At 73.5% G+C, this 10697-nt stretch carries 12 protein-coding genes; 6 read left to right on the forward strand and 6 right to left on the reverse strand.

Annotation, left to right across the window (positions count from 1 at the left end):
• The first annotated feature begins 97 nt into the window (after positions 1 to 97).
• Positions 98 to 1192: a site-specific DNA-methyltransferase gene (locus VQH23_RS13905; RefSeq protein WP_338661332.1), complete on the forward strand. Its 1095-nt coding sequence runs from the start codon at positions 98 to 100 to the stop codon at positions 1190 to 1192.
• A 46-nt stretch (positions 1193 to 1238) separates the two neighbouring features.
• Complete coding sequence (locus VQH23_RS13910) at positions 1239 to 1883, forward strand: hypothetical protein (protein ID WP_338661333.1); 645 nt, start codon at positions 1239 to 1241, stop codon at positions 1881 to 1883.
• Between the two features lie 51 nt (positions 1884 to 1934).
• On the opposite strand, the gene VQH23_RS13915 is transcribed toward VQH23_RS13910, so the two are convergent.
• The 3 genes from VQH23_RS13915 to VQH23_RS13925 all read right to left on the reverse strand — a co-directional run bounded on the left by VQH23_RS13915 (position 1935) and on the right by VQH23_RS13925 (position 4720).
• Entirely contained in the window at positions 1935 to 3224 is a 1290-nt protein-coding gene (locus tag VQH23_RS13915) for a sorbosone dehydrogenase family protein (protein WP_338661334.1), read from the reverse strand.
• A complete protein-coding gene (locus tag VQH23_RS13920) occupies positions 3221 to 3607 on the reverse strand; it encodes a DUF2231 domain-containing protein (protein ID WP_338661335.1) in 387 nt (128 codons plus the stop codon). The genes VQH23_RS13915 and VQH23_RS13920 overlap by 4 nt, the downstream gene beginning before the upstream one ends.
• Before the next feature lie 207 nt (positions 3608 to 3814).
• On the reverse strand, positions 3815 to 4720 hold the full coding sequence (locus VQH23_RS13925; RefSeq protein ID WP_338661336.1) for a LysR substrate-binding domain-containing protein: 906 nt from the start codon (positions 4718 to 4720) through the stop codon (positions 3815 to 3817).
• A 120-nt stretch (positions 4721 to 4840) separates the two neighbouring features.
• On the opposite strand from VQH23_RS13925, the gene VQH23_RS13930 reads away from it, so the two are divergent.
• Positions 4841 to 5851 (forward strand): tripartite tricarboxylate transporter substrate binding protein, encoded by a 1011-nt coding sequence (locus tag VQH23_RS13930; protein WP_338661337.1) that lies wholly within the window; start codon positions 4841 to 4843, stop codon positions 5849 to 5851.
• Positions 5852 to 5854: 3 nt separating this feature from the next.
• On the forward strand, positions 5855 to 6916 hold the full coding sequence (locus VQH23_RS13935; protein WP_338661338.1) for an Ldh family oxidoreductase: 1062 nt from the start codon (positions 5855 to 5857) through the stop codon (positions 6914 to 6916).
• Here the strand turns inward: VQH23_RS13935 and ftrA are convergent.
• Positions 6810 to 7898: a transcriptional regulator FtrA gene (gene ftrA, locus VQH23_RS13940; RefSeq protein ID WP_338661339.1), complete on the reverse strand. Its 1089-nt coding sequence runs from the start codon at positions 7896 to 7898 to the stop codon at positions 6810 to 6812. The genes VQH23_RS13935 and ftrA overlap by 107 nt on opposite strands.
• 82 nt (positions 7899 to 7980) lie before the next feature.
• Here ftrA and VQH23_RS13945 point away from each other — a divergent pair, with 82 nt between their 5' ends.
• On the forward strand, positions 7981 to 8379 hold the full coding sequence (locus VQH23_RS13945; RefSeq protein ID WP_338661340.1) for a rhodanese-like domain-containing protein: 399 nt from the start codon (positions 7981 to 7983) through the stop codon (positions 8377 to 8379).
• A 65-nt stretch (positions 8380 to 8444) separates the two neighbouring features.
• Here VQH23_RS13945 and VQH23_RS13950 read toward each other — a convergent pair whose 3' ends face one another.
• Positions 8445 to 8963, reverse strand: a complete 519-nt coding sequence (locus VQH23_RS13950) for a biotin transporter BioY (protein WP_338661341.1) — start codon at positions 8961 to 8963, stop codon at positions 8445 to 8447.
• Positions 8960 to 10078 carry an A/G-specific adenine glycosylase gene (locus tag VQH23_RS13955; protein ID WP_338661342.1) on the reverse strand — a complete coding sequence of 373 codons (1119 nt, stop codon included), beginning with the start codon at positions 10076 to 10078 and terminating at the stop codon, positions 8960 to 8962. The genes VQH23_RS13950 and VQH23_RS13955 overlap by 4 nt, the downstream gene beginning before the upstream one ends.
• Before the next feature lie 124 nt (positions 10079 to 10202).
• Between VQH23_RS13955 and VQH23_RS13960 the strand changes: the two genes are divergently transcribed.
• Complete coding sequence (locus tag VQH23_RS13960) at positions 10203 to 10652, forward strand: DUF721 domain-containing protein (RefSeq protein WP_338661343.1); 450 nt, start codon at positions 10203 to 10205, stop codon at positions 10650 to 10652.
• Positions 10653 to 10697: the final 45 nt, after the last annotated feature.

Below are 10697 nucleotides of genomic sequence, written 5' to 3' on the forward strand. Positions count from 1 at the left end.
CTTGACCGGGCGACTCGAGCATGGTCATGGTGGGAAGGGGGCTCGGCGCGGCGCGACGCGGGGACGCGACGCCGCCGCCGACGGGGATGCGGAGCAGATGGCGCGTTTGGGAACCGGGCTGGACCTGCCGCTGGACTCTGTCCTGCGCGGCGATTGCATCGAGAGCCTGAAGGCCCTTCCGCCTGCCTCCGTCCACGCCATCTTCGCCGACCCGCCCTACAACCTGCAGCTCAAGGGCGCGCTGCGCCGCCCGGATGACAGCCTCGTGGACGCAGTGGACGAGGAGTGGGACCGCTTCGACGACCTCGCGGCCTACGACGCCTTCACGCGCGAGTGGCTGACGGAGTGCCGCCGCATCCTCCGCAAGGACGGCACCATCTGGGTGATGGGCGCCTACCACAACGTCTTCCGCCTCGGCGTCGCGCTGCAGGACCTGGGCTTCTGGATCCTGAACGACGTGGTGTGGCGCAAGTCCAACCCCATGCCGAACTTCCGCGGCCGCCGCTTCACCAACGCGCACGAGACCCTGATCTGGGCCGCGCGCGGCGAGGAGAGCCGCTACCGCTTCAACTACGCCGCCATGAAGGCGATGAACGACGACAAGCAGATGCGGAGCGACTGGCTCATCCCGCTCTGCACGGGTGGCGAGCGCCTGCGCGGCGAGGATGGGCGCAAGCTGCACCCCACGCAGAAGCCGGAGGCGCTGCTGCACCGCGTGATCCTCTCCTGCACCGCGCCGGGGGAGGTGATCCTCGACCCCTTCCTGGGAACCGGCACCACGGCGGCCGTGGCAAAGCGCCTGGGCCGCCGCTTCATCGGGCTGGAGCGTGACGAGGGCTATGCCGACGCCGCCGAGGCGCGCATCGCGGCGGTGGAGCCGCTCTCCGAGAGCATCGCCCTCGCCCTGCCGGCCAAGCGCGACCAGCCCCGCATCCCCTTCGGCGCCCTGGTGGAGCGCGGCCTCGTCCCGCCCGGCACGAAGCTGTGGGACCGGCACCGCCGCTGGATGGCCGAGGTGGGCGCGGACGCCACGCTGCGCTGCGGCCGCGTGGCCGGCAGCATCCACCAGGTCGGCGCCGCCGTGCAGGAGGCACCCTCCTGCAACGGCTGGACCTTCTGGCACATCGAGCGGCGCGACGGGTCCCTGCGCGTGATCGACGAGCTGCGCCAGGAGTTGGCACCGGGCTCCTGATCCTCATGTACGGACCGGACACAACCCCAGGCGGCGGGCGGACCTGATGCGCTTCCTTCCAGTCTCTCTCACGCTGTTGCTGCTGGCGGGCTGCGCCGGGGCGGGTGGGCCGGGCGGCGTACCCGCCCCGGCCTCCCGGCCGACGCCGCTCGAGGAAGCCCGGGCGTTGCCGGCCGAGTTCGACACCTTTCGCCGCACCGGCGACGTCCTCGACTTCGAGGCGCAGCCCGGGGGCGCGGGCCTCGGCGCCGGCGTCCGCTACGCTGCCTCGAACGGCGAGCGCACGGTGGCGACCGTCTACATCTACGATCGTGGCCGACCCCGTGCGCCGGAAGGCGCCGCAAGCCCGGACGTGCCGGAGGAGCTGCGGGCGACAACCGCGGAGCTGAACGCGGCCATCAGGACCGGCCTCTACCGTTCGGTGAAGTTCAGCACCGCGATCGAGCTGGGCCAGCGGGGAGCACCGGCCGATCTGCGCTGCCTGAACTACTCCATCATCCAGCGCGACGGCACGCCCACGGGCGACAGCGTCTGCGTCACCGTCCTGAGGGGGCGGTTCATGAAGGTGAGGGTGTCCCTCTTCAACCCGGCGGAGCCGGTTGCGGCCGGCGTGCTCGCGGCCGCCATCCTCCAGGCGTTCCGCGGCCTCGGGATGCAGGATGGCACCCCGGCATCGGGTCTGCGCACCTGAAGCAGCCCGCGGAGCTGACCTGCAGCCGCGGCCCTTCGAAGGGCCGCGGCGTCACCGGGCCGCCGTGATCCTCCAGACCGTATTCGACAGGTCGTCCGCCACGATCAGTGCGCCGCGCGGGTCCACCGACACCCCGACCGGACGGCCGCGCGCGTTCCCCTCCGCGTTCAGGAAGCCGGACACGAAGTCGATCGGATCACCGGCCGGCCGGCCCTCGCGGAACGGCACGAAGACGACCTTGTAGCCGACCGGCACGTTGCGGTTCCAACTCCCGTGCTGGCCGACGAACACGCCCTCCGTGAAGTTCGTGCCCATCGAAGGGTTGGAGAAGGCCACGCCGAGCGCCGCCACATGCGCGCCGAGCGCGTAGTCCGGGCGGATCGCCGCGGCGACGCGCTCCGGGTTCTGGGGCTGCGCCCGCGTGTCCACGTTCTGGCCCCAGTAGCTGTAGGGCCAGCCGTAGAAGCCGCCTTCCCGCACCGAGGTCAGGTAGTCCGGCACGAGGTCGGGGCCGATCTCGTCGCGCTCATTCACCACGGCGTAGAGCTGGCCCGTGCCCGGCTGGACGGCCAGCGCCGTGGGATTGCGAAGGCCGGTCGCGTAGGGCCTGTGCGCGCCGGTCTGCGGATCGATCTGCCACACCATGGCCCGATCGACCTCGGCCTCCATCCCGCGCTCGGTGATGTTGCTGTTGGAGCCAATGCCGACATAGAGGAACCGGCCATCGGCGCTGGCGGCCATCGCCTTCGTCCAGTGGTGGTTGATCGCCGAGGGCAGGTTCGTCACCAGCGTCGGCGGCCCGCTCGCCACGGTCTGCCCCTCCCGGTAGTCGAAGCGCACCAGCGCGTCCTGGTTGGCGACGTAGAGGGCGTTGCCGATCAGGGCGAGGCCGTAGGGGCCGTTCAGGTTCTCCGCGAAGACGCTCCGGGTCTCGTAGGTGCCGTCGCCGTCGGCGTCGCGCAGCAGCGTCAGGCGGTTGCCGCCCGCCACGGAGGTCCGGCCCCAGCTCTTGATGATGCCCGCGATGAAGGCCTTGGGGTTCAGGCGGGGCGCGGCCTGGCCGCCCGTCCCCTCGGTGACGAGGATGTCGCCGTTGGGAAGCACGTAGGGCTGGCGGGGGATGCGGAGATCCGTGGCGATGGGCTGGATCGTGTAGCCCTGCGGCACGGTCGGGCGGTCGTTCCCCCAGGCCGCCGGCCGGGGGATCGTCATGTCCGGCAGCAGGCCGCGATGCGGTGCGGGGAGGTTCGGGCTGGCGCCGTGCTGCTGCGGGGCGGGGTCGCCGTCGCAGGCGGTGAGGGCAAGGGCCGCGACGCCGGCCAGAAGAGCTGCGCGCATCATGCCGCCTCCCTCGATTGATAGCCCGAGTAGCCGATCCAGGCCGCGACGAGCGCGAGAGCCGTCGTGACGGAGGACAGGTAGAGCGCCTCCGGCATGATGGCGAAGGCGTCCTTCGCGTGGACGAGCGCGTTGACGAGGCCGAGCACCCACATGACGAGAAGAACGACGAAGTAGATCGCCGCGCGCTTCCTCCGTGCCGCTCCGCTCCGGATCAGCTTCACCAGGGCCCAGAGCATGGCGAAGCCGCCGCCGACCAGGCCGCCGGCGATGAGCCAGGATGAGAAGTTGAACCACTGCACCTGGAAGCTCGACCGGTAGGCGAAATCGCTGAGCAGTGCCCCGAGGAAGAGCGGGAAGGGGAAGGCGAGCAGGATCGCGTGCAAGGGATGCAGCGGCCTTGCTGGCCCTGGCGCGGAGATGACAGCCACGGTGGATTCCCTCGTGTCCCGATCCGATCCGATCCGGCGGGGCGCGGCACCTGCCCTGTGTCCGTCGGAGACGCCGTTGGTGAACGGGACGGGGCTGGCCGGGTTGCGGCGACCCGAACCGTCTTCCGACGGTCCGCTTCTCCCCGCCTCCGCGCATCCTGGTCAGGTCCGTGGCGTGCCCCGGGCTGGCTCGGCCCATTCCCGCCGCAGCACCGCCAGCACGGCCTCCAGCACGGGGTTCCCCGCCTCCGGCCAGGTCAGGATCAGCTCCGCCAGGAGCGGCGGCGTGCCGCGCAGCGGGCGCAGCACCACGTCCACGGGCCGGAACCGCTCCGCCGCCTGCGGCACCAGCGCGAGGCCGATCCCAGCGCCCACCAGGGCGAGGATGGAGTGGGTCTGGCTGACGTGCTGCACCCGCCCCGGCGCCACGCCGGAGAGCCGGAGCACGGAGAGGACGAGATCGTGCAGGTATCGCCCATCCAGGGGCGGGTAGGTGATGAGCGGCTGGCCCTCCAGCACCGCCGGGTCCACCGCCTCCTCTCCTGCCAACGGGTGCGCGCGGGGCAGGGCCAGCAGCAGCGCCTCACGCTCCAGCCGCAGGAAGGGGAGGCCGTGGGCGGGCGGGCGCAGCAGGCCCAGGTCGATCGCGCCCGCGCGCAGCGCCGTCCACTGCTCGCCCGTCACCATCTCCCGGAGGTTCAGCTCGATCCCCGGCGCGCCCGCGCGGACCAGCGCCACCAGCCGGGGCAGCGCGGCGTAGCTAGAGGCGGCGGTGAAGCCGATCGTCAGGCTGCCGGTCTCGCCCCGCGCCACCCGAAGCGCCTCCTGCGCCGCGCCCTCCGCCATCCGCAGCAGGTTGCGCGCCTGGTCTAGGAACACCGCCCCCGCCGGCGTCAGCCGGACCGCCCGGCTGCTGCGCAGGAACAGGGGAAAGCCCAGCTCCTGCTCCAGCATCTGGATCTGCCGGGAGAGGGGGGGCTGGGTCATGTTCAGCCGGGCGGCGGCGCGGCGGAAATGCAGCTCCTCCGCGACGGCGACGAAGCAGCGGAGCTGGCCGAGTTCGAACATTGATCCAGTTTGTGGATCGAACGATCTGCATTCAAGCTTGGACAAGCATTGGTCGCCCCCGCCAGTCTGCGGCCGCAACGGGTCCATAGGGGCCCGGACAACCGAGTGGGAACGAACGAGATGAACCGCCGCGACCTCATGCGCGCCGTCCTGGCCGGCACGGCGCTTCCGGCCCTCGCCTCCCCGGCCGTGCGGGCCCAAGGAACTGCCCCTGGAACTGCCCCGGGGACGACGGCGGGCTTCGAGCGCACCATCCGCATCATCGTGCCGAACGCGCCGGGCGGCACCAGCGACATCCTGGCCCGGCTGATCGCGCCGGAGATGACGCGCATCCTCGGCCAGACCGTCGTGATCGAGAACCGCGCGGGCGCCGCCGGCAACATCGGCGCGGACGCCGTGGCGAAGAGCGCGCCGGACGGCCACACGCTGCTGCTGATGGATGTCTCCACCCTCGCCATCAACCCCTCGCTCTTCCCGCGCATGCCCTTCGACGTGCAGAAAGACCTCGCGCCCGTCTCCATGCTGATCTACGCGCCCTACCTGCTGGCGACGAAGACGGCGCTGCCGGTGCGCGATGCCGCCACCTTCGCGGCCTATGCCAAGGCCAACCCGGGGCTGAACGTCGCGAATGCCGGCGTGGGCAGCCTGACGCACCTCACCTCCGCGGAGCTCGGCACCTTCCTCGGCGGGAACTTCACCCAGGTTCCCTACCGCGGCGGCGCGCCGGCGCTGCTGGCGGTGACGACCGGTGAGGCGGACCTGATCGTCAACGGCGCCACGGCCACCATCCCCTTCGTGAAGAACAACCAGATGCGCGGCATCGCCGTCTCCGGCGAGCACCGGCTGGAGGGGCTGCCGGACGTGCCGACCTTCAAGGAGCTGGGCTGGCCCATGCAGGATTCCGGCACCTGGCAGGGCATCATGGTCCAGGGCAACACGCCCCGGCCCCTGGTGGAGAAGCTGCACGCCGCGCTGCGCCAAGTGGTGGCCGTCCCCGCCATCGCCACCCGCTTCAAGGAGCTGGGCGCCGAGGCCCGCACGGACGGGCCGGAGGCCTTCCGCGAGTGGCTGACCCGCAGCACCCCCGCCTTCGGGCGCATCGTGCAGGCCAACAACATCCGGGCCGAGTAAGGGGTGCCGCAGGAGCTTCTCCGCCCACCGGCGGAGCTGACGCGCCTCGCCGCCGCACTGTTCGCGGCGGCGGGGCTGGACCCGGAGAAGGCGGAGGGCACCGCCCGCCTCCTCGTGCTGACGGACATGATGGGCCGCCGCACCCACGGCCTCGCCCAGGTGCCCGCCTACCTGGACCAGGTGGAGCGCGGGCTGATGGAGGGGCGCGGCGAACCGGAGGTGCTGCGCGACACCGGCGGCACGGTGGTCTGGGACGGCGGCTACCGGCCCGGCCTCTGGCTGATGGACCGCGCGATGCGCCTCGGCTTTGAGCGGGTGGCGCAGCACGGCACCTTCACGCTCGCGATGCGCAAGAGCCACCACATCGGCTGCCTCGCCGCCCTGGCGAAGGGGGCGACGGATCGCGGCCTCATGGCGATCATCGCTTCCTCCGGGCCGCACACGAAGATCGTCGCGCCCTTCGGCGGGAAGGAGGGGCTGTTCAGCCCCAACCCCTTCGCCATCGGCTTCCCCGCCACGGAATTCCCGGTGCTGGTGGACATTTCCTCCTCCATCACCTCCCTCTCCATGACGCGGGAGAAGGCGGCGGCCGGGCAGCACTTCGACAACCCCTGGGTGCTGGACCACGAGGGGCGGCCGAGCCGCGACCCCTCCGTGGTGGAAGGCGGGGAAGCGCGCGGCAGCCTCATGCTGCTGGGCGGGACCGATGCCGGGCACAAGGGCTTCGGCCTGGCGCTGATGGTAGAGGCGCTGACGGGCGGCCTGGCCGGCCACGGCCGGAAGGAGGCGCCGACGCGCTGGGGGGCCAACGTCTTCCTCCAGCTCCTCGATCCCGAGGCCTTCGCCGGCCGGGACGCCTTCGTCGCCCAGATGGATTTCCTGGCGGACCGCATCCACGCCAACCCGGCGATCGACCCGGAGGCCCCCGTGCGCCTGCCCGGCGAGAAGGCCGCCCGCCTCATCGCGCGGGCGGAGAGGGAAGGGGTTCCGGTGCCCCCGGCGCTGGCGGAGGCCCTGCGCGGCCACGCGGCGCGGCTGGGCGTGGAGGCGTCGGCCCTGGGCTGACCTCGCCCCGGAAGCGCGCCCGCCAGGCGGAGGGCGCGAGGCCGAACCGGGCGCGGAACCCCGCCCGCAGCGCGGCGGCGGAGCCGAGCCCGCACCCTTCCGCCACCGCTTCGATCCCGAGGCCGGTCGTCTCCAGCAGGTCCCGCGCCCGGGCCAGCCGCGCGGCGGCCAGCCAGGCGGCCGGCGTCTCGCCCGTCGCGGCCCGGAAGCGGCGGATGAGGCTGCGCCGGCTCATCCCCGCTTCCGCCGCCATGCGATCCACCGGCCAGGATTCCCCGGCCTGGGTCCGCATCCGGTCCAGAAGCGGGGACAGCCGCGATCCCTCCCGCGCCGAGGGCACGGGCCGTTCGATGAACTGGGCCTGCCCGCCCTCCCGGTGCGGCGGCACGACCAGCCGGCGTGCCACCTTGTTCGCCGCCTCCGCCCCGTGGTCGCGGCGGATGAGGTGGAGGCAGAGATCGATCCCCGCCGCCGTGCCCGCCGCCGTCAGCACCCGGCCGGAATCGACGTAGAGCACGTCCGGCGCCACCGTCACCGCCGGGTAGCGCACGGCCAGGGTTTCGGCGTAGCGCCAGTGCGTCGTCGCCCGCCCGCCATCCAGCAGCCCCGCGGCCGCCAGCACGAAGGCGCCGGAGCAGAGGGAGAGGATCCGCGCGCCCCGCCCATGGGCCGCGTGCAGCGCCTCCAGCAGCGCGGGCGGCACCGGGGCATCGGCGCCGCGCCAGCCCGGCACGATCACCGTGCCCGCCTGTGCCAGCAGCTCCATCCCGCCATCGGCGGTGACGAGCAGCCCGCCCATCGCGCGCAGCGGGCCCGGCTCAACCGCGGCGGTGGCGAAGCGGTACCAGCCCGGCCCCATCTCCGGCCGCGGCAGGGCGAAAACCTCCACCGCCACGCCGTACTCGAAGGTGCAGAGCCCGTCATAGGCCAGGGCGACGACAAGGGGGTTCTCGGGCGGGGAGGGGCGCGGCGTCTTTGGCACGATCCCGACGATAATCGTCCTTCGTGCCACTCTCCAGCGCAACGCGCCTCCGGGCAGTCTGCGTGCGGAAGGAGCCACAACCATGACCAATGCCGTCACCGCCATCCCCGCCGCCGCCAGCACCGAGGCGGAGGCCCACTTCGCCCGCCGCCTCTCCATGGAGACCGATTGCGCCGACGTGCAGGCCGCCATTGCGGAAGGCGATCCGGGATTCGTGCTGCTGGACGTGCGCGGCCCCAACGCCTTCGCCCGCGGCCATGTCCCCGGCGCGCTGAACCTGCCGCACCGGGAGATGGAGGCGGCGCGCATGGCGGAGTGGCCGGAGGGGACGCTCTTCGTCGTCTACTGCGCCGGGCCGCACTGCAACGGGGCGGACCGGGCGGCACTGCGGCTGGCCCGTCTGGGGCGCCCGGTAAAGATCATGATCGGCGGCGTGACGGGCTGGCTGGACGAGGGCTTCACGCTGGAACCCGGCCGCTGAAACAGAGACCGCCCGCCCCGGGATCCCGGGGCGGGCGGCTCTGAACCACTCGATGGCGTGGGGTATCAGCCCCGCCGCAGGGCCCGCATCGTCGCGAAGGCCAGCGCCGTCTTCACGAGGGTGCCCGGCACGAAGAGGAGGAAGCCGGCCATCCAGGCCTTCTCGAACCCGACGAAAGTGGAGAGCCACAGCACGCCCGGCACGAACACCGCCAGGTGCGCCGCCGTCAGCACCGTGCCCTGGCGCAGCGCGCCGCGCCCGGCGAAGCCGGCGATGAGGGCGGACGGGATGAAGCCGAGCAGGAAGCCCGCCGTCGGGCCCATCAGCGCGGCGGGGCCGGCACCGCCGGCGAAGACCGGAAGCCCCATCGCGCCCTCGGCGAGGTAGAGCGCGACGGTCGCCGCGCCGAGGCGGGAGCCGCCGAGCGCGCCGAGCAGCAGCACCACCAGGGTCTGGAGCGTGGCCGGCACCGGCCACATGGGCAGGGTGACCTGCGCGGAAGCCGCCAGCGCGGCGCTGCCCAGCAGGGCCATGCCCCAGAAGCGCAGCGCCGGCCGCGCGGCGAGATGCTGGATGGCGGTCATCCCGAAGTCCTTCTCCTGCGGGCGCCCGGCGCCCTTGGTCCCTCGCTTGCCACGGGCCCCGCGCCCTCCGCAAGCGGGGGGGCGGCCAGGGGGAGCAGCCGGCGCATGGCGGTGGGCAGGGCGGCCAGGGCGGCGTCCGGCCCCATCCACGCCATCCCCTCCGGGGCGGGCCCGGCCGGGACGGCGGCCTCGGCCAGCCGCATGTCCAGGTCCATGTGGGTGAAGCCGTGCCGCGCCAGGCCGGGGCGCAGAACCCAGCCCATTCCAGGCAGGGGGGCGTGGGGCAGGGCCTCCTCCAGCGACCAGGGCTCCTCCCGCCACGGTGCGCCGGGAATCTCCAGCATCCCGCCCAGCAGGCCTTCCGGCGGGCGGTGGCGCAGGAGCAGGCGCCCGGCGGGGTCGCGCGCCAGGAAGTGCAGCCCGTGGCGCAGCTTGCGCGCCCCCTTCGGCGCCTTGGCGGGCAGGCTCTCCTGGATGCCGTCCTGCCGCGCCCGGCACCTCTCCCGCCAGGGGCAGAGGGCGCAGGCCGGGCGGCGCGGCGTGCAGATCGTGGCGCCCAGGTCGAACAGGGCCTGCACGAAATCCCCTGGCCGCGCCCGGGGCTCCTCCTGCTCCATGAAGCGCGCCGCGACCGGGCCGATCAGGCGGCGGGCGCCGGGCAGGGGGGCGGTGATCGCCATCAGCCGCGCCACCACCCGCTCCACGTTCCCGTCCACCGGCACGGTGGGGCGGTTGAAGGCGATGGCGGCGACGGCGGCGGCCGTGTAGGCGCCGATCCCCGGCAGTTCCCGCAGCCCGGCCTCCGTGTCCGGAAAGCCGCCCCGAGCCGCCACGGCCTTCGCCGCCGCGTGCAGGTTGCGGGCGCGGGCGTAGTAGCCCAGCCCCGCCCATTCGGCCGCCACATCCTCCCACGGCGCGGCTGCCAGGGCCGCCACATCGGGGAAGCGCGCCAGGAAGCGGGCGTAGCGCGGCCCCACCGCCGCCACGGTGGTCTGCTGAAGCATCACCTCGGACAGCCAGATGCGGTATGGATCGCCTTCGCCGCGCCAGGGAAGGGTTCGGCGGTGGCGGTCATACCAGGCGAGCAGGGGCCCGGCGGGCGGGGGTGTGTTCATGGCGTCAGGCAAAACGCGGGCAGGGGAGGGCGGGTCGGGGCCGAAGTCCAGCCCCCCCGGAACGCCGCGCCCGCGGCGGGCCGCGCCGATCGCGGGGGCCGGGACACAGCCGGCGGCCCCGGCGATGATCGACCCGCGCCGCCCCGATCTCGGCCTGCGCCCGCTCGGCGGCTTCATCCCCCGCCTGACCCGCCCGGCCTTCAAGCGCCGCAGCCCCGCCGGCGCCCTGCTGATGGCGGACTGGCACGGGATCGTCGGCCCGGCCATCGCGGCGGTCACGGTGCCCAGGCGCCTGACGGGCGGCACCCTGACGATCGGCTGCTCCGGCCCCATCGCCATGGAGCTGCAGCACCTGGCGCCGCAGCTCATCGGCCGGGTGAACGCCGCCCTGGGCTCCGTGACCGTCCAGACCCTGAAGTTCGTCCAGCAAGCCCCGCCCGGCCCGCCCGCCCCGCAGCCCCGGCCGGAGGCGCCGCTTCCCGATACGGTTCGTGGCAGGCTGGACACGGTCGGTAGCCCCGAACTGCGGGACGCCCTGGCAAGATTGGGCCGCGGGGTCTATCGAACCCGCTGACACGACCCCCGCCCCCCTTGCCGCACGACCCCTTGCCGCACGACC

Source organism: Pararoseomonas sp. SCSIO 73927, from assembly GCF_037040815.1.
Taxonomy (GTDB): Bacteria; Pseudomonadota; Alphaproteobacteria; order Acetobacterales; family Acetobacteraceae; genus Roseomonas.

What these genes read in the sequence shown, in the direction of transcription:
- VQH23_RS13960 (WP_338661343.1), top strand. Translation starts at nt 10,203, where the DNA reads ATGATCGACCCGCGCCGCCCCGATCTCGGCCTGCGCCCGCTCGGCGGC.
- VQH23_RS13945 (WP_338661340.1), top strand. Translation starts at nt 7,981, where the DNA reads ATGACCAATGCCGTCACCGCCATCCCCGCCGCCGCCAGCACCGAGGCG.
- VQH23_RS13925 (WP_338661336.1), bottom strand. Translation starts at nt 4,720, where the DNA reads ATGTTCGAACTCGGCCAGCTCCGCTGCTTCGTCGCCGTCGCGGAGGAG.
- VQH23_RS13950 (WP_338661341.1), bottom strand. Translation starts at nt 8,963, where the DNA reads ATGACCGCCATCCAGCATCTCGCCGCGCGGCCGGCGCTGCGCTTCTGG.
- VQH23_RS13910 (WP_338661333.1), top strand. Translation starts at nt 1,239, where the DNA reads ATGCGCTTCCTTCCAGTCTCTCTCACGCTGTTGCTGCTGGCGGGCTGC.
- VQH23_RS13955 (WP_338661342.1), bottom strand. Translation starts at nt 10,078, where the DNA reads ATGAACACACCCCCGCCCGCCGGGCCCCTGCTCGCCTGGTATGACCGC.
- VQH23_RS13905 (WP_338661332.1), top strand. Translation starts at nt 98, where the DNA reads ATGGCGCGTTTGGGAACCGGGCTGGACCTGCCGCTGGACTCTGTCCTG.
- VQH23_RS13915 (WP_338661334.1), bottom strand. Translation starts at nt 3,224, where the DNA reads ATGATGCGCGCAGCTCTTCTGGCCGGCGTCGCGGCCCTTGCCCTCACC.
- VQH23_RS13930 (WP_338661337.1), top strand. Translation starts at nt 4,841, where the DNA reads ATGAACCGCCGCGACCTCATGCGCGCCGTCCTGGCCGGCACGGCGCTT.